The organism is Actibacterium sp. (assembly GCF_041584535.1).
Lineage (GTDB): Bacteria > Pseudomonadota > Alphaproteobacteria > Rhodobacterales > Rhodobacteraceae > Actibacterium_D.
On the sequence record NZ_JBFHDW010000020.1, the window covers coordinates 1 to 15,824 of the forward strand.

At 62.2% G+C, this 15,824-nt stretch carries 18 protein-coding genes and 1 pseudogene; 9 read left to right on the top strand and 10 right to left on the bottom strand.

Going from position 1 to position 15,824, the window contains the following annotated elements:
* Positions 1-369: hypothetical protein (locus tag ABYW26_RS01995; RefSeq protein WP_372603052.1), on the top strand; the 369-nt coding region annotated here is incomplete at its 5' end.
* A gap of 13 nt (positions 370-382) precedes the next feature.
* On the opposite strand, the gene ABYW26_RS02000 is transcribed toward ABYW26_RS01995, so the two are convergent.
* Together ABYW26_RS02000 and ABYW26_RS02005 are read right to left on the bottom strand one after the other, a co-directional pair.
* The gene (locus ABYW26_RS02000; RefSeq protein ID WP_372603053.1) at positions 383-763 is read right to left on the bottom strand and encodes a hypothetical protein; all 381 of its coding nucleotides are present in this window, start codon (positions 761-763) and stop codon (positions 383-385) included.
* A 57-nt stretch (positions 764-820) separates the two neighbouring features.
* Positions 821-949, bottom strand: a pseudogene (locus ABYW26_RS02005) (HNH endonuclease); the annotation flags it as partial.
* Between the two features lie 44 nt (positions 950-993).
* On the opposite strand from ABYW26_RS02005, the gene ABYW26_RS02010 reads away from it, so the two are divergent.
* A complete protein-coding gene (locus ABYW26_RS02010; protein WP_372603054.1) occupies positions 994-2,172 on the top strand; it encodes a TIGR03862 family flavoprotein in 1,179 nt (392 codons plus the stop codon).
* On the opposite strand, the gene ABYW26_RS02015 is transcribed toward ABYW26_RS02010, so the two are convergent.
* The 5 genes from ABYW26_RS02015 to ABYW26_RS02035 form a co-directional block, all read right to left on the bottom strand.
* Positions 2,139-2,735 (bottom strand): glutathione S-transferase family protein, encoded by a 597-nt coding sequence (locus tag ABYW26_RS02015; protein WP_372603055.1) that lies wholly within the window; start codon positions 2,733-2,735, stop codon positions 2,139-2,141. The genes ABYW26_RS02010 and ABYW26_RS02015 overlap by 34 nt on opposite strands.
* Positions 2,736-2,794: 59 nt before the next feature.
* A complete protein-coding gene (gene holA, locus ABYW26_RS02020) occupies positions 2,795-3,814 on the bottom strand; it encodes a DNA polymerase III subunit delta (RefSeq protein ID WP_372603056.1) in 1,020 nt (339 codons plus the stop codon).
* Positions 3,811-4,308, bottom strand: a complete 498-nt coding sequence (gene lptE, locus ABYW26_RS02025; RefSeq protein ID WP_372603057.1) for an LPS assembly lipoprotein LptE — start codon at positions 4,306-4,308, stop codon at positions 3,811-3,813. Before lptE ends, holA begins: the two co-directional genes overlap by 4 nt.
* On the bottom strand, positions 4,295-6,835 hold the full coding sequence (leuS, locus tag ABYW26_RS02030; protein WP_372603058.1) for a leucine--tRNA ligase: 2,541 nt from the start codon (positions 6,833-6,835) through the stop codon (positions 4,295-4,297). The genes lptE and leuS overlap by 14 nt, the downstream gene beginning before the upstream one ends.
* Positions 6,836-6,913: 78 nt before the next feature.
* Entirely contained in the window at positions 6,914-7,450 is a 537-nt protein-coding gene (locus ABYW26_RS02035) for a DUF3576 domain-containing protein (protein ID WP_372603059.1), read from the bottom strand.
* Between the two features lie 277 nt (positions 7,451-7,727).
* On the opposite strand from ABYW26_RS02035, the gene ABYW26_RS02040 reads away from it, so the two are divergent.
* Together ABYW26_RS02040 and ABYW26_RS02045 are read left to right on the top strand one after the other, a co-directional pair.
* Positions 7,728-8,690 carry a porin gene (locus tag ABYW26_RS02040; RefSeq protein WP_372603060.1) on the top strand — a complete coding sequence of 321 codons (963 nt, stop codon included), beginning with the start codon at positions 7,728-7,730 and terminating at the stop codon, positions 8,688-8,690.
* A 112-nt stretch (positions 8,691-8,802) separates the two neighbouring features.
* The gene (locus ABYW26_RS02045) at positions 8,803-9,456 is read left to right on the top strand and encodes a YggS family pyridoxal phosphate-dependent enzyme (protein ID WP_372603061.1); all 654 of its coding nucleotides are present in this window, start codon (positions 8,803-8,805) and stop codon (positions 9,454-9,456) included.
* Between the two features lie 55 nt (positions 9,457-9,511).
* Here ABYW26_RS02045 and ABYW26_RS02050 read toward each other — a convergent pair whose 3' ends face one another.
* Together ABYW26_RS02050 and ribA are read right to left on the bottom strand one after the other, a co-directional pair.
* Positions 9,512-10,009: a L,D-transpeptidase gene (locus tag ABYW26_RS02050; protein ID WP_372603062.1), complete on the bottom strand. Its 498-nt coding sequence runs from the start codon at positions 10,007-10,009 to the stop codon at positions 9,512-9,514.
* On the bottom strand, positions 10,006-11,097 hold the full coding sequence (gene ribA, locus ABYW26_RS02055; RefSeq protein WP_372603063.1) for a GTP cyclohydrolase II: 1,092 nt from the start codon (positions 11,095-11,097) through the stop codon (positions 10,006-10,008). Before ribA ends, ABYW26_RS02050 begins: the two co-directional genes overlap by 4 nt.
* Before the next feature lie 163 nt (positions 11,098-11,260).
* On the opposite strand from ribA, the gene ABYW26_RS02060 reads away from it, so the two are divergent.
* The 5 genes from ABYW26_RS02060 (at position 11,261) to ABYW26_RS02080 (ending at position 14,787) form a co-directional block, all read left to right on the top strand.
* Positions 11,261-11,947, top strand: coding sequence for a response regulator transcription factor (locus tag ABYW26_RS02060; protein WP_372603064.1), 687 nt, complete (start codon positions 11,261-11,263; stop codon positions 11,945-11,947).
* 213 nt (positions 11,948-12,160) lie between these two features.
* Positions 12,161-12,949: an exodeoxyribonuclease III gene (locus ABYW26_RS02065; protein WP_372603065.1), complete on the top strand. Its 789-nt coding sequence runs from the start codon at positions 12,161-12,163 to the stop codon at positions 12,947-12,949.
* A 69-nt stretch (positions 12,950-13,018) separates the two neighbouring features.
* Positions 13,019-13,936: a thioredoxin gene (gene trxA, locus ABYW26_RS02070; protein ID WP_372603066.1), complete on the top strand. Its 918-nt coding sequence runs from the start codon at positions 13,019-13,021 to the stop codon at positions 13,934-13,936.
* Positions 13,937-13,963: 27 nt separating this feature from the next.
* A complete protein-coding gene (locus ABYW26_RS02075) occupies positions 13,964-14,608 on the top strand; it encodes an LON peptidase substrate-binding domain-containing protein (protein WP_372603067.1) in 645 nt (214 codons plus the stop codon).
* Positions 14,605-14,787: a Trm112 family protein gene (locus ABYW26_RS02080; protein ID WP_372603069.1), complete on the top strand. Its 183-nt coding sequence runs from the start codon at positions 14,605-14,607 to the stop codon at positions 14,785-14,787. Before ABYW26_RS02075 ends, ABYW26_RS02080 begins: the two co-directional genes overlap by 4 nt.
* Here ABYW26_RS02080 and ABYW26_RS02085 read toward each other — a convergent pair.
* Positions 14,784-15,824 (bottom strand): FAD-dependent monooxygenase (locus ABYW26_RS02085; RefSeq protein ID WP_372603071.1); only part of this gene is annotated, 1,041 nt, incomplete at its 5' end. The two genes, ABYW26_RS02080 and ABYW26_RS02085, sit on opposite strands and share 4 nt — an antisense overlap.

Genomic DNA, 15,824 nt, shown 5'->3' on the forward strand with positions numbered 1-15,824 from the left:
GAATGGGCAGCTACGCGGGCTTTAGCTCGTGTAAAACGCAATGAGTACACGAAAATCCTTGATGAAAGGGGAGTTGAGGGATTTGGCTATGCCAGCTGCACGAACGCTGTTTATGGCCAATTGTTTGATGCGACAGCTAAGAAGCTCAAAGAGCAAAAGGCTTTGCCAAAAAACGCGAACCTTCGCAACGCCATGACAAAGGATGAATTGGTCTACGTCATGATGGCCGAAACGCTTGCAAAAGGCAGGATCGAAGAAGAAAAGCCAACGGGGAACGGTCCATGCACAAAAGCGACGAAACGTTCCGCGTCTTTTGTTCGTCAAGCTATTGATGCTGAGAAAAAAGATCGGCAAAAACCTTTAGTTTGATCAAATGCTGGCCCTACGGGGCCAGCCACACCCCACCACCCAACACAACCACCCCGCGCCCCTTCATCTGCCACAGGCAGACATACACCCGCTTATAGACCTGCTGATAAGTCAGGTCTTGCATCTGGGCATGAACCGCCTTGGCGATCTCAGCGCCCGTTTGCGGCCCATCCCTGAGCGCATCCATCACCATCCGGCGCAACTCACCCCTCTTGAATGCCTTGGGCGTCTTGGCGGCAACTGGCAGGCTGTCAGGGGCAACGCCTCGTGCCTCTAGCAGCGCCTCAACGTGTTCTATCCCATCCAGCCCATCCCGCAGGATTTCCTCTCGGACATAGCGCAACACGCTGACAACGGTTTCTTCTTTGATCGGGCGAAAGTAGTGTCTGGTCATTCCGGCATTTTAGCCGGGTTGGGCAGGGGAAACTTGGTGCGTTTGATACATAAGGCCGCAGATCTGATGCAGCAACACGGTCGGCCCGCCTTTGCCTCCGCGCAGGCGCGGGATCAGGTGGTGCTGACTTTGCGGTGCCTCGGGCGGAATCGGGCGCTGGCACAGGGGGCAGATCGGGTCATCCATGCGGGTCAGGATGCGGTGGCGCTGCGCGTCGGGCAAGGCCGCTGATGGTGCAGGTTCTGGTCATCGGCGCGGGCCCGGCGGGTCTGATGGCGGCGGAAACTGCCTCGGCCGCGGGGCTGTCGGTGATGGTGGTCGAGGCCAAGCCGTCGGTTGGGCGCAAGTTCCTGATGGCGGGAAAATCGGGGCTGAACCTGACCAAGGACGAACCGTTGCAACAGTTCATCGCGGCCTATGGCCCCGAGGCCGCGCATCTGCAACCGATGCTGACCGCGTTCGGCCCAGATCAGGTGCAGGACTGGGCGCGCGGTCTGGGCCAACCGGTTTTCACCGGATCCTCGGGCCGGGTGTTCCCCAAAACGATGAAGGCCTCGCCCTTGCTGCGGGCGTGGCTGGCACGGTTGGCGGCCCAGGGCGTCACGGTTGAAACCCGCTGGAAATGGCGCGGTTGGGCTGGATTAGAGACTGTTTTCGACACACCAACCGGCGAACGACGCCTGTCGGCGGATGCGGTTATTCTGGCGCTGGGCGGGGCAAGCTGGGCGCGCCTTGGCTCGGATGGCACATGGGCCGGGATATTGGCGGACCGGGATGTGCCGCTGGCGCCGTTCCGGCCTGCCAACATGGGGTTCGTCGTCAACTGGTCCGAACAGATGCGCAAACAGTTCGGTCAGCCGGTCAAGGGCACGGCCCTGATTGCGGGCGATCAGGTGGTGCGGGCGGAATACGTGATTTCCCAACGCGGTCTTGAGGGCGGCGGCATCTATGCCGTGTCTCGCGCCCTGCGCGACGGGGCGGTGTTACAGATCGACCTGATGCCGGATTGGAGCGTCGACAAGATCACCGAACAGCTTGCCCGCCCGCGCGGCAAGGCCAGCCTTGGCAACCATCTGCGCAAGGTGCTGCGTCTGGACCCGGTGCGGTTGGCGCTGCTGATGGAATTCGGCCGACCTTTGCCCGAAGGCGCGGCGCTGGCTGCGCGGATCAAGGCCTTGCCAGTGACCCATGCCGGACCGCGCCCGATGGACGAGGCGATCTCGACCGCGGGCGGCGTGCGCTGGCAAGGGCTGACCCCCGGCCTGCAATTGCGGGATTGCCCACGCGTGTGGTGCGCGGGCGAGATGCTGGATTGGGAGGCCCCGACCGGCGGCTATCTGTTGACCGCCTGTCTGGCGACCGGGCGCTGGGCGGCTCAGGACGTGGCGCGCGAGATCATCCGCAAATAGGCGGGCCGCGTGGTCATGCGCTTGTGGTAGTCCAGCAGGGTTGGCTGCTCGACCGGGAAATTCGCACTCATCGCCCAGGACAGGCAATGCGCGGCGATGATGTCGGGCACGGTCATTTCGCTGCCCATCAGGAATTTGCCATCGCCCAGACGCCTCTCCAGCGTGGTCAGGCTGCGGGCGAATTCCCAGCGCAGGCTGTCCTTGACCTCGGGGCGGCGTTGTTCTTCGGGCAGAACGAACGTGTGCCGCGCGGCGGTCCACAGGGTGCCGTCCATTTCGTCCAGAATGAAATGGGTCAGGCTGTCCTGTTTCGCGCGGGCCATCGTGCCGGCCGGATAGGTGAAACTTTTATAGTTATCCGCCAGATAGGTCAGGATCGCGGTCGAATCGGTCAGCACCCCGTCCGGGCACACCAGAACCGGCACCTTGCCCGAGGGGTTCAGCGCCCGCGCCTCGTCCGAGCGCGGACCGGCCTTGATATGCTCATAGGTCAGACCCAATTCCTCAAGCATCCAAAGCACCCGCAAGGTGCGACTCTTAAGCGTTCCGATGACCTGATACATGGGCTCTCCTTCGCCAATCTGACGCATCTGACCCGGCGCAACAGATTCCTGCAAGAAAATTAACGACCTGCCAGTGTCGATAGCCGCAACAAGGCGCGTTCGATCAGGGCCATCGCCGGCGCGCGCGAGGACGAGCGCAGTTGCAGATCGGTATCCGTCAGGTGACCCAGCGCCTGTTCCAGCCGCACCATCCCCCATTTCGAGGCCTGACGCGCCATGCGATCGCGGCGCGGGCCGAACACTGGCGGGCGCAGCCGGGACATGCCCGAGGACACGCCGCCGGGGTCCGAGGCCGCCGCATGAAGCGCGCGAAAATGACGGGTGGCACCGATGCACAGTGTCACCGGCGCGACGCCTTGGCTGGTCAGTTTTTGGATCAGCGGCCCCAATTCGCCGGTGCGGCCTTCGGCGACGACATGCAGCACATCGTCGATATCGGCCTCGGTCGATGCAGGCGCACAGGCGCTGACGTCGTCGACCGTGGCGGGGGTGCTGTCGCCGTATTTGTAAAGTGCAAGCTTCTCAAGGGTTTGCCGGAAATCGCCGGGGTCCAGCATCTTGGACAGCGCCGTCAGCGCGCCCATGGCATCCTGATCGGGGCGCACGCCGGCGCGGGTCAGTTCGGCCTCGATTTCCTCACGCGTGGGCGGGTCGTCATAAAGGCCCGCCGCATAGGCGTTGGGGTGGGTTTCGAACAGCTTGCGCAGCGCCGATTTCGCGGTCAGTTGCTTGGCCGTGACGATCAGTTGCGCATCGCCCTCGCGCCAGTCGGACAGCGCTGCTTTCAGCACCGGGGCTGTCTGGTCGGTGGCGTCTTCAATGAACGCCACGCGCGGGCCGGGGAAAAAGCTTTGCGCCTTCAGCGCGTCCGACACCAGCGCCGGGTCCGAGCGCAGTTCCGAGGCATTGATCCGCGTCAGGCGCATTTCCTCTTCGCCCTGCGGACCGATCAGCGCGGCGATGACCTCTTGCCGTTTCAGCGCCACGCGCATCGCGTCGGCGCCAAAGATCAAAAGGCCGGTGCGCTGAGGCTCGGGCCGGGCGAAATAGCGGTTGGCATCGCGGCCGGTCAGCTTCACAGGTTCAGCGTCCCGGCGCTGCCGATAATGCGGGTGACGATCTGATCGGCCAGCATCACCATCAGCCGGTCATGCGCATCCTGCCGCGCGGTCAGGGTCGAAACGGTGGTGCCGGTGGCGGAATAGCCGGTAAAGGCGGTGACCTTGCCGGTCAGCGCCTTTTTCCCGGTGCGCCGGTCGGTCAGGATAAACAGCGCATCGCCGATCAGGTGATAGCGCGTGGCCTCGTCCGTGATGGTGATGCCCTGCGCGACGCTGCGGGTGGTGATGTCGTAGTCCAGATCAAAGATCGGATCGGCGGGCCGCCCCAAGCGTTCCTCGATTCGGCCAACCAGTTCGTATTCATAGTGATCTGACGGCGCGTCAGTCTGCACCCGGCCGCGCAAAGCATCAGCCGCGCCGCTGGTGCCATAGACCGGCTCGAACCCGCAGGCGGCCAGCGCCGGCAAACCAGCAATCAGGGCAAGAAAGGCGCGGCGATCAGATGACGACATTGATAATGCGACCCGGCACAACGATCAGCTTTTTCGGGGCGCCGCCATTCAGCGCCTTAACCACAGCATCATGCGCCAGCGCCAGCTTTTCAACCTCTTCCTTCGGCATGTCCTTGGGCACGCTGATTTCCGAGCGGCGTTTGCCGTTGATCTGGATCGGCAGGGTGACGGTATCCTCGACCAGCATCGCGGCATCGGCCTTGGGCCAGGGCGCGTCGGCAATCAGGCCTTCGCCGCCCAGAAGCGACCAGATTTCCTCGGACAGGTGCGGGGTCATCGGCGACATCAGTTGCGCCATCACCAGCATCGCCTGACGCCGGGTGTCGGCCCCGGCCTTGGATTTCTGGATCGCGTTCGCCAGCGCATAAAGCTTGGCGACCGAGGTGTTGAAGCCAAAGCTTTCGATGCCCATCGTGACGTCGTGAATTGCCTTGTGCATGGCGCGCAGCAATTCGTCATCGCCTTCGCCGTTACCGGTTTGCGAGGCAATGTCACCCGCCATACGCCAGACCCGGCCAAGGTGTTTATAAGCCGCTTCGGCGCCCGAGGCGGTCCATTCCACGTCGCGCTCGGGCGGGCTATCGGACAGCACGAACCAGCGGGCGGTATCAGCGCCATAGGCGTTGATGATATTCACCGGGTCGACGACATTCTTCTTTGATTTCGACATCTTGGCCGAAGGGATGACCTGAACCGGCTCGCCGGTGGCCTTGACCTTGCCGTCCTCGACCTCTTCAGGAAGATGATAGACCGGACGGTTGCTTTCGTCGCGGGTCAGATAGATTTCATGCGTGACCATGCCTTGCGTGAACAGCGCGTCGAAGGGTTCGATCGCTTTCTTGGGCAGGTGGCCGGTCAAGTGCATCGCGCGGGCAAAGAACCGCGAATACAGCAGGTGCAGAATCGCGTGTTCGATACCGCCGATATACTGGTCGACATTCATCCAGTAATCGGCGTCCTCGGCCACGGTCGGGGTGGTGGCGCGCGGCGCGGTAAACCGGGCGTAATACCACGAGCTGTCAACGAACGTGTCCATCGTGTCGGTCTCGCGCTGGGCGTCGGCGCCGCAGGTCGGACAGGCGCAGTTGCGCCACGTCGGGTGCCGGTCCAGCGGGTTGCCGGGCTTATCAAAGGTCACATCCTTGGGCAGTTCGACCGGCAGGTTTTCCTTGGCCTCGGGCACAACGCCGCAGGTTTCGCAGTGGATCACCGGGATCGGGCAGCCCCAATAGCGCTGACGCGACAGGCCCCAATCGCGCAGGCGGAACTTGGTCACGCCGTGGCCGATGCCATTCGATTCGCAGAAATCAATTGCGGTGTTCACGCCGTCTTCGCCAGTCTGAATCTCGTCCCCGGCAAAGCTGCGCACATAGCGGACCTTTTCGGTTTTCAGCGGCACATAGGCCTCGGTCAGGGGGTCGGCGCCCTCGGCCGGTTCAAAGACCGGAGTGATCGGCAGCTTGTATTTGCTGGCGAATTCGAAATCGCGCTGGTCATGCGCCGGGCAGCCAAAGATCGCGCCGGTGCCGTAATCCATCAAGATGAAGTTGGCGATATAGACCGGCAACTCCCAAGCGGTATCAAAGGGATGGCGGACGCGAATGCCGGTATCCATGCCCAGCTTTTCCGCAGTCTCGATCGCCTCTTCGGTGGTGCCGCCCTTGCGGCATTCGGCGGTAAAGGCGGCGATGTCGGGATTGTGCGCCTCAAGATGCTTGGCCAGCGGGTGATCGGGCGAGATGCCAACGAAAGACGCGCCCATCAGGGTGTCAGGGCGGGTGGTGTAGACCTCGATCCGGTCGTGGCCGTCGGGGGCGTCAATGGTCGAAAAGGCGAATTGCAGACCGCGCGATTTGCCGATCCAGTTGCGCTGCATCAGCTTGACCTTGTCGGGCCAGTTATCCAGCCCGTCCAGCGCATCCAGCAATTCCTCGGAGAAATCGCTGATCTTGAAGAACCATTGCGTCAGGTCGCGGCGTTCAACCGGGGCGCCCGAGCGCCAGCCGCAGCCGTCAATCACCTGTTCGTTGGCCAGCACGGTCATATCGACCGGGTCCCAGTTCACGGTGGCGTTCTTGCGATAGACCAGACCCTTGTCCATCATGTCGATGAACATCGCCTGTTGCTGACCGTAATATTCCGGGTCGCAGGTGGCGAATTCGCGGCTCCAGTCGATCGACAGGCCCAGCGGTTTCATCTGGGCGCGCATGTCGTCGATATTCTTATAGGTCCAGTCCCCCGGATGGGTGCCCTTTTCCATCGCGGCGTTTTCCGCCGGCATGCCGAACGCATCCCAGCCCATCGGGTGCAGAACCGAGAACCCGCAGGACGACTTATACCGGGCGACGACATCGCCCATGGTATAGTTGCGGACATGGCCCATGTGGATGCGGCCTGAAGGATAGGGGAACATCTCGAGCACATAATATTTCGGCTTCGCCGCATCGCGGGTGGCGGTGAACGTGCCGGCGGTATCCCAGGCAGCTTGCCATTTCGGCTCGATCTCGCGGGGCTCAAAACGGGACATGTGTATCGGTCCTTGTCAGTCAATCGCCGGGCGCAATGGCCCGGCGTGGTGATAATAGCGGTGCGCGGTCGCGTAAAGTCAGAGCTTGCCGTCGCGGACGCGCAATTGGCGCGCGCGGGTCAGGATCGCATCTTCGACGGCACGCACGGTCGACGGGGCAACCTGACCGGATTTCGAGGCCAGTGCCACTTTCAGCGACCGGGCGTCCAGCGCGGGGTCCTGCACGTAAACGGTGGCGCGATAGGCTTTGCCGCCGCCCGGAGGCGTGCCGTAGCCGGTGATGATCACGCCCGAGAACGGATCCACCGATTCGATGGGCAGGAAGTTCAAAATCTCAAGCGAGGCCTGCCACAGGTATTTGTTGACCTCGACAGTGGTGTTCGGGTTGTCCGAATTGGTGAACAGGCTCCAGATCGTTTCGCGATCTTTGTCCTCATACCCCTGAAGGTTCTGGCGCTGAAGTTCCAGCGCTGCTTCTTCCTCGGGGGTTCTGGGTGCGGACTTGCCGCCGCCGAACAGGCCGCTGTCGCCGCTACCGATTCCACCACCGCACCCGGCAAGGCCAAGCCCAGCCAGAACAATTGCTGCAATACGTAAAGACGTCCGCAAGGTCATAGGATACTGCCCTCGGTTATTCCTCACCGTTCTCTAGCCGAGGGTCAGGACGGGAACAAGGTTTTTCCCGATACTCCTATAATATATACACACGCGGGCGCATTAGGCCGTGGATTGGGTGGCCCGGATTGGACGGTGTGGCAAAGCTGCATCATTTTAGCTGGCAATCGGCGCGGGCCACCCGGCATTGTTGCAATTAATCGGTCAAAGAGCGACACAGCAGCATACTCAGCTCACCACCGGGTTGAGGTCACCTTTTAATCAATGAGGGATAACCATGAAAAAGGTTCTCTTCGCCACCACCGCGCTGATCGCGACTGCTGGCTTCGCATCGGCCGACGTCACCCTGACCGGTAACGGCTACATGGGCATTCTGGATACCGAAGATAACGGCACCCAGCTGGTTCAGAACGTCGACATCTACGTTCGTATGTCGGGCGCCACCGACAACGGCCTGACCTTCTCGGCCGGCGTCGACCTGAAAAACAACGAAACCTACGGCACCAACGGTAAAGGCACCACTAGCGGCTACAATGTTTCGGGTCTGGCAACTGCTGGTACCGGCGCCAACAACGCTCTGAACAACTCGAACATCTTCTCGTCGTCGGGTTCGTGGGTTTCGGTTTCGGGCGGCTTCGGCACCCTGACTCTGGGTGACACTGATGGTGCCATCGACAAGCGCACCACCGAAGTTCACCGCATCTGGGGCTTCGACCTGGAGCAGTGGCTGGGTTATGTCGACAACGCCGATGCCAACAACATCCTGCGTTACGACTACACCTTCGGCGACATCGGTTTCTCGGCTTCGTATGCTGACACCGACGACGCTTTCGGCGTTGGCTTCAGCTGGTCGGGCGATCTGGGCAGCGTGATGGCATCGTTCGGTCTGGGTTACGAAACCTCGGACATCAACGGCAACATCCTGGCCGTTTCGGCTGGTATTGACTTCGACGGTTTCGGCCTGCGCACCGCCTACTGGGTTGGTTCGGACGGCGACACTCGTGAACAGCTGGACTACTCGGCTCAGTACTCGGCTAACGGCCTGACCGTTGGTGCGAACTTCCGTGACAACCTGAACAGCTCGACCGACACTTGGATGATCTTCGTAACCTACGATCTGGGTGGCGGCGCTTCGCTGTTCGCTCACACCGGCGAAGCTAACCCGATCCTGGCTGGCAACAACACCAACACCGGCGGCATCCAGACCGTTTCGGCTGCTGGTATCGCGCTGAAGTTCTAATTTAGAACTCAGACGGATTAGGGAAGAGCGGGCCTTGTGTCCGCTCTTTTCTTTTTGCTACCCCGGATAATGATCGTATCTGACACGCAGATCGTTTTAAGGAGGGGCCCTGATGGGACTGACCGATATCCGGGAAAAAATCGCCGCAGCCGAACGAGACGCCGGTCGTCCGGCCGGAAGCGTCACCCTGATCGCTGTGTCCAAGGTTCAGCCTTTGGCCCGGATCGAGGCGGTTCTGGAACAAGGTCAGCGCGTTTTCGGTGAAAACCGCGTGCAAGAGGCCGAGGGCAAATGGCCTGATTTCAAAGCGCGATTCGACGGTGTCGATCTGCATCTGATCGGCCCGCTGCAAACCAACAAAGCCCGCCACGCGGTCGAGCTGTTCGACAGCATCCATTCAGTGGACCGCCCCAAGCTGGCCCATAAACTGGCCGATCTGGCGCAGGAGCGCGGTGCCTCGCCGCAATTGTTCATTCAGGTCAACACCGGCGCCGAGCCGCAAAAAGCCGGGATTCTGCCCGCCGAAACCGACGCCTTTGTCGCGGAATGCCGGGCGCTGGATCTGCCGGTCAAGGGCCTGATGTGCATTCCGCCGGTCGATGAGGAACCCAGCCTGCATTTCGCGCTTTTGGCCAAGATGGCGGCGCGCAACGGGCTGGATGGCTTGTCGATGGGCATGAGCGCCGATTTCGAGCGCGCAATTGCGCTGGGCGCCACGCATGTGCGGGTCGGTTCGGCGATCTTTGGCGAGCGCAGCCACGACTAACGCCGCGCACCGCGCGTTGTGGGCGGCGGAATGAGTATTTTTTCCAAGAAAAAGATCAGGGTTGGATCAGAACCCGGCTGCCGGGCGGCAGGCTTTGCGCGACGCGGATCAGATCGGCGCGCGCAAAAGCGATGCAGCCTTCGGTCGGGTGACGGGGCTTGCGCCATTGATGCAGGAAGATCGCCGAGCCTTGGCCGGGCGTGGCGTCAGGCCAGTTCCAGTCGGTCAGCAGCACCAGATCATACAAGGGATCGGCGCGGCGCAGGGTTTCGTGGCCAAAGCGATGCGGCGCGCGGACGTGGTGGTTATAGGCTGGATCGGCCGGATCGTCGGACCACAGATCGCGCGGCCCGATCGGCCGGGCCCAAGGGGTCGGGCGCGGCATTCGGTCGGGGCGATACAGCAGCCCGGTGATGCGCAGGTCGCCAACCGGCGTGGCGCCATCGCCTTCGTGTTTGTGGACCGAGCGGCCGGAGCGGCCGATAGCGCAGGGCAGGCGTTGGCCGAACAGGCGCGCGCCGGTGCGGGTGACGACCAGATCGGCGGGGGTCACAGCAGATGCCCCGATTTCGCCGCCTTGGTGGCGAGATAGGCCTCATTATGTTTGCCCTTACCAACCCGCAGCGACACGCGGTCAGTGACGGTGATGCCATTGGCCTGCATCATCGCCACCTTGGCCGGGTTGTTGGTCAGTAGCCGCACGGCGGAAAAGCCCATCTGGCGCAGGATCGCGGCGCCGATCTTGAAATCGCGCTCGTCATCTTCAAAGCCAAGGCGGTGATTGGCCTCGACCGTGTCAAAGCCCTGATCCTGAAGGGAATAGGCGCGCATCTTGTTGGCAAGGCCGATGCCGCGGCCTTCCTGATTCAGATACAGCAGCACACCCGCGCCTTCTTCGCCCATCTGCGCCAGTGCCGCGCGCAATTGCGGGCCGCAGTCGCATTTCAGGCTGCCCAGCAGGTCGCCGGTGAAACAGGCCGAGTGCAGGCGCGACAGCACCGGCTGATCGCGTGGCGGGTCGCCGATTTCGACGGCGTAATGTTCTTCGCCACCGTCTTCGGGGCGGAAGATATGCAGGCGGCCGGCCTCGGAGACGGTCAGCGGCAGGCGGGCATGCACGACCTCGTGCAGGGGGCTGGTTTCGGCCAGCAGATCGCGGGCGCTGGTAAGGTCCAGCAGGGTCAGGCCGAACCGCGCGGCGCATTCCGCGGGGTCGTCGATTGCCACGCCCAGAACCGCCGGCAGCAACCGCGCCGATTTCGCCACATGCAGGGCGGCGCGGAACAGGGCGGCGTCGCCATCGCGGTGTCTGTGAAACGGGCCTTTCATCGGGCTGTTCAGATCGTCAGCCGGATCGGCCACGGCCTGAACCCAGCTGGCATCGACATCGGTCGGCACGACCAGCCGCGCCAAATCGCCGTCATAGGCCCGCGCCTTGAGCGTCTCGGCCCGGCGCGCGGTGATCGCCAGAACCAGTGTGCCGCTGAGCGCCCTGAGATCGGCAAATCGGGTGTTGCTCAGGCTTTCGGCCCCGGCAAAGATCAGCCCGGCCCCGGCGTCATTCAGCACGACCGGCACCCCCATGCGCAGATCGGCGCGGGCGCGGGCAAGGGTTTCTACCGGATCGGGACCTAGGCTCATGAACAGACTTTCAGCTGCAGTATGTTTCAGGCTTTAGCCTGTTTGGTTGAAATATGAAACATTACGCGGGTTTGCCACACGGTTGCGTGAGAATGTTGCAGCAAATCTTGCCGGATGGGGTCGGGCTGAGCATCTGTTGCTGCAACACGCAAGGAGGGCCACAATGAGCAATCTCAAGAAAATCCTGTTGGTTGACGACGATGACGATCTGCGCGAGGCGCTGAGCGAACAGTTGGTGATGACCGAAGACTTCGATGTGTTCGAGGCCGATAGCGGCGCGCATGCAATGGAAAAGGTCAAAGAGGCCTTGTATGATCTGGTGATCCTCGACGTGGGCCTGCCCGATACCGATGGGCGCGAGCTGTGCCGGTTGCTGCGCAAGCAGGGGGTTAAATGCCCGATCCTGATGCTGACCGGCCATGACAGCGATGCCGACACCATTCTGGGTCTGGACGCGGGCGCCAATGACTATGTCACCAAGCCGTTCAAGTTCCCCGTGCTGTTGGCGCGGATTCGGGCGCAGTTACGCCAGCACGAGCAATCCGAGGACGCCGTGTTCCAACTGGGGCCGTATACGTTCAAACCGGCAATGAAGATGCTGTTGACCGAGGACGAAAAGAAAATCCGTCTGACCGAGAAAGAGACGAATATTCTGAAGTTCCTGTATCGCGCCTCCGAAGGCGTGGTGCCGCGCGATGTGCTGTTGCACGAGGTCTGGGGCTATAACGCCGGGGTTACGACCCACACGCTGGAAACCCATATCTATCGCCTGCGCCAAAAGATCGAGCCGGATCCGTCGAACGCCCGGCTGCTGGTGACCGAATCCGGTGGCTATAGATTGGTCGCGTAACAGCCTTATTGTTGCCTGATTGGTGGGTAATTCTGGGTTCAAGGCGCAGATTGTCGCGCCAGTGTTTCCCTCCGCCGCGCCTTAGGCTGGCGCGGCACCTCCCTCCAGGACTGACCCGGATCATTGATCCGGGTTTTCTTTTTGCCGCTGGACCCTCGCAATCGGCTGCCGGGGGTGAAATAGTGCGGCCAGACCCAGACCGGAGACCGCCTCATGAGCTTTACCCTTGCCACCTGGAACATCAACTCGGTCCGCCTGCGCGAGCCGATCGTGTGCAAGCTGTTGGCCGAAGAAGGGCCGGACATTCTGTGCTTGCAGGAATGCAAAAGCCCGGTGGACAAGATCCCGACCGAAGCCTTTGCCGCGCTGGGATACACTCACATGGTTGCGCGTGGGCAAAAGGGCTATAACGGCGTGGCGATCCTGTCCAAGCTGCCGATCCGCGAGGTCGGTGCACAGGACTTTGCCAGTCTGGGCCATGCGCGCCACGTTGCCGGGCAGTTGGAAAACGGTGTCACGATCCACAATTTCTATGTGCCCGCTGGCGGCGATGTGCCCGACCGCGAGGTGAACGAGAAATTCGGTCAAAAGCTGGACTACCTGACTGAAATGCGCGACTGGTTCCACGGCGACCGGCCGGAAAAATCCATCCTTGTCGGCGATCTGAACATCGCCCCGCGCGAGGATGATGTCTGGAACCACAAGCAACTGCTCAAGATCGTCAGCCACACCCCGATCGAGGTCGAACATCTGGCCGAAACGCAGGATGCGGGCGGTTGGGTCGATATCACCCGGCAGGATATTCCCGAGGGCCAGCTTTACAGTTGGTGGTCTTACCGCGCCAAGGAATGGGATGCCGCTGACAAGGGGCGGCGGCTGGATCATGTCTGGGCGACCGGCGATATCTCGCATGCCGGGCATGGCTCGCGGGTGTTGCGGGCGGCGCGGGGATGGGACCAACCCAGCGACCATGCGCCGGTGTTCGCCACATTTGATCTGTGACTTACCCCTTGGGTTTTGCCAAAATCGCGCACATATATGGCGCAAACGTCTGAACTGATGGGAATGAAGATGCTTGAATTCGGTGCAAAGACCTCTGCCGCGCCTGCGGGCGATCTGATCAAGGACAGCTCGGAAATGACATTCATGCAGGATGTCATCGACGTATCGAACGACGTTCCGGTGATCGTCGATTTCTGGGCGCCGTGGTGCGGCCCGTGCAAGGCGCTGGGCCCGGCGTTGGAAAAAGCCGTGACCGAGGCCGGCGGCAAGGTCCGCATGGTCAAGGTCAATGTCGACGAAAACCAGCAGATCGCGGCGCAACTGCGCATTCAGTCGATCCCGACGGTCTATGCCTTCTTTCAGGGTCAGCCGATCGACGGGTTTCAGGGCGCGCTGCCGGCGTCCGAAATCAAGGCCTTTATCGACCGCGTTGTGGCTGCTGGTGGTGGCGAAGATGATGGCGGTCTGGCCGAGGCGGTCGAGGCCGCGGAACAGATGCTGGCCGAGGGCGCGACCGATGACGCGGCACAGACCTTTGCCGCGATCCTTGGCGAAGAACCCGAAAATGCGGCGGCTTATGGCGGCCTGATCCGGGCGCAACTGGCGCTGGGTGATTTCGATCAGGCGGCGACCCTGTTGGCCGAGGTTCCCACCGCAATCGCCAAATCGCCCGAGGTCGAAGCCGCCCGCGCGCAGGTCGAACTGGCGCGTCAGGCGCAGGACGCCGGCCCGGTGGCCGAGCTGCGCGCGCTGGTCGAAAGCGAGCCGGACAATATGCAGGCCCGTTTCGATCTGGCGCTTGCGCTGCACGCCGAGGGACAAGTGCAAGAGGCCGTCGATGAATTGCTGGCCATGTTCCGCCGTGACCGCGAATGGAATGACGGTGCGGCCAAGACGCAACTGTTCACGATCTTCGACGCGCTCAAGCCGCAGGACCCGATTGCCCTGAATGGCCGTCGTAAACTGTCGTCAATGATATTTGCCTAAACCCGCTGCTGCGGTAGGCTAACCCCTATGATCTCGTCCGCTGATCTGCCCGAGACCATTCCGGTCTTTCCCTTGCCCGGGGCGCTGTTGCTGCCCCGGTCGCGGCTGCCGCTGCATATTTTCGAGCCGCGCTATCTGGCGATGCTTGAGGACGCGCTGAAAACCTCGCACCGGCTGATCGGCATGGTTCAACCGCTGCCACAGTCGGGTCGCGGCGGACCCAAGCTGCATTCTATCGGCTGTGCGGGCCGGGTGACGGCGTTTTCCGAAACCGATGACGGGCGCTATATGATTACGCTCAGCGGCGTGTCGCGCTATCGCATCCTGTCGCAGGTTGACGGCTTTTCGCCCTATATCCGCGCTAATGTCAGTTGGGATGGCTTTGCCCGCGATCTTGGCCCGTCCGAGCACGATCCCGCGTTCGACCGTGAGGATTTCACCCCGCTGCTGTCGCGCTATTTCCGCGAGAACAACCTGTCCACCGATTGGGACAGCCTGAAACAGGCCGATGACGAGATGCTGATCGACGCGCTGTCGATGCTGTGCCCGTTCTCGGTCGAAGACAAGCAAGCCCTGCTTGAGGCGCCGACCCTGAGCGACCGGCGGCAAACCCTGATCACCCTGATCGAATTCGCCCTGCGCGGCGGCAATAATGAAGAGACGATGCAATGACCCAGGATACCAGTTTCGACCGCCGGATGCTTGAAGCACTGGTGTGCCCCGTCACCCACGGGGTTCTCAGCTATGACGCCGAGAAACAGGAATTGGTGTCAAAGGCCGCGCATCTGGCGTTTCCGATCCGCAACGGTATTCCGATCATGCTGGTCGATGAGGCGCGCCAGATCGACTAGATCGACCGGCCCTGCATCAGCCGTGGCAGATCGCCGGACAGGCCAGCGGCCTCGCGGATGAATTTGCGCCGCAGGCCGGGTAGGGCGTTGACCACCCCCAAGCCGACATCGCGCATCCCGCGCAGGATCGGATTGTCGTTCGAAAACAGCTTGTTGAACCCGTCCGTCGCCACGGCCAGCGTCGCCGTATCCCAGCGCCGCCATGCCTGATACCGTTCCAGCACGTTGATCGTGCCGATTTCCTCGCCGCGCCGGTGGGCGTCGACCAGAACTTCGGCCAAAGCGGCCACATCCCGCAGGCCAAGGTTCAGACCCTGACCGGCAATCGGATGCACCCCATGCGCCGCATCCCCGACCAGCGCCAGACGTTCCGCCACGAATGCGTTCGCCAGCGTCAGGTTCAACGGATAGCTGAACCGCGCGCCTTCCAGATGGATCTGCCCCAGAAAATCGCCAAAGCGCGGGCGCAGTTCTTCAAGATAGGCCTCATCGTCCATAGCGTTGATTTCAGCGGCGCGGGCGTGGGTTTCGCTCCAGACGATCGAGCAGCGGTTGCCGGGCAGCGGCAGAATTGCCAGCGGGCCGGGCGGCATGAAGAACTGATGCGCGATGCCGTTATGCGGCTTTTCATGGCCAATGGCGCAGACCAGCGCGGTCTGGCCGTAATCCCATCCGGTGCGGCCAATCCCAGCGCGTTCGGCAGTGCCGCTTTTGCGCCCGTCACAACCGACCAGAACCCGGCCCCGCACTTGCTTGCCCGAGGCCAGTGTCACCGTCACGCCGCCGGGCTGAACATCCTGCGCGGTGACGGTTTCGCCGGAAATCTGGGTGATGCCGGGCTGGTCCTGCATCGCGTCCAGAAAGGCGCGGCGCAGATAGCGGTCCTCGACCATATAGCCCATCGGGCCTTCTTCGATCTCGGCGTGGTCGAATTCCAGCACAAAGGGCGACGGCCCTTCGCCAGCGCGGCCATCCGAGACCTTGATTTCCAGAATGGGCTGCGCCTCGGCCGCGACCCGGCCCCAGACGCCGATGCC

Excerpts from the sequence above, each read along its gene's own strand:
- ABYW26_RS02010 (WP_372603054.1), top strand. The coding sequence starts at position 994 with ATGGTGCAGGTTCTGGTCATCGGCGCGGGCCCGGCGGGTCTGATGGCG.
- trxA (WP_372603066.1), top strand. The coding sequence starts at position 13,019 with ATGCTTGAATTCGGTGCAAAGACCTCTGCCGCGCCTGCGGGCGATCTG.
- ABYW26_RS02000 (WP_372603053.1), bottom strand. The coding sequence starts at position 763 with ATGACCAGACACTACTTTCGCCCGATCAAAGAAGAAACCGTTGTCAGC.
- ribA (WP_372603063.1), bottom strand. The coding sequence starts at position 11,097 with ATGAGCCTAGGTCCCGATCCGGTAGAAACCCTTGCCCGCGCCCGCGCC.
- ABYW26_RS02075 (WP_372603067.1), top strand. The coding sequence starts at position 13,964 with ATGATCTCGTCCGCTGATCTGCCCGAGACCATTCCGGTCTTTCCCTTG.
- ABYW26_RS02060 (WP_372603064.1), top strand. The coding sequence starts at position 11,261 with ATGAGCAATCTCAAGAAAATCCTGTTGGTTGACGACGATGACGATCTG.
- ABYW26_RS02065 (WP_372603065.1), top strand. The coding sequence starts at position 12,161 with ATGAGCTTTACCCTTGCCACCTGGAACATCAACTCGGTCCGCCTGCGC.
- ABYW26_RS02080 (WP_372603069.1), top strand. The coding sequence starts at position 14,605 with ATGACCCAGGATACCAGTTTCGACCGCCGGATGCTTGAAGCACTGGTG.
- ABYW26_RS02040 (WP_372603060.1), top strand. The coding sequence starts at position 7,728 with ATGAAAAAGGTTCTCTTCGCCACCACCGCGCTGATCGCGACTGCTGGC.
- ABYW26_RS02045 (WP_372603061.1), top strand. The coding sequence starts at position 8,803 with ATGGGACTGACCGATATCCGGGAAAAAATCGCCGCAGCCGAACGAGAC.
- ABYW26_RS02035 (WP_372603059.1), bottom strand. The coding sequence starts at position 7,450 with ATGACCTTGCGGACGTCTTTACGTATTGCAGCAATTGTTCTGGCTGGG.
- lptE (WP_372603057.1), bottom strand. The coding sequence starts at position 4,308 with ATGTCGTCATCTGATCGCCGCGCCTTTCTTGCCCTGATTGCTGGTTTG.
- leuS (WP_372603058.1), bottom strand. The coding sequence starts at position 6,835 with ATGTCCCGTTTTGAGCCCCGCGAGATCGAGCCGAAATGGCAAGCTGCC.
- ABYW26_RS02015 (WP_372603055.1), bottom strand. The coding sequence starts at position 2,735 with ATGTATCAGGTCATCGGAACGCTTAAGAGTCGCACCTTGCGGGTGCTT.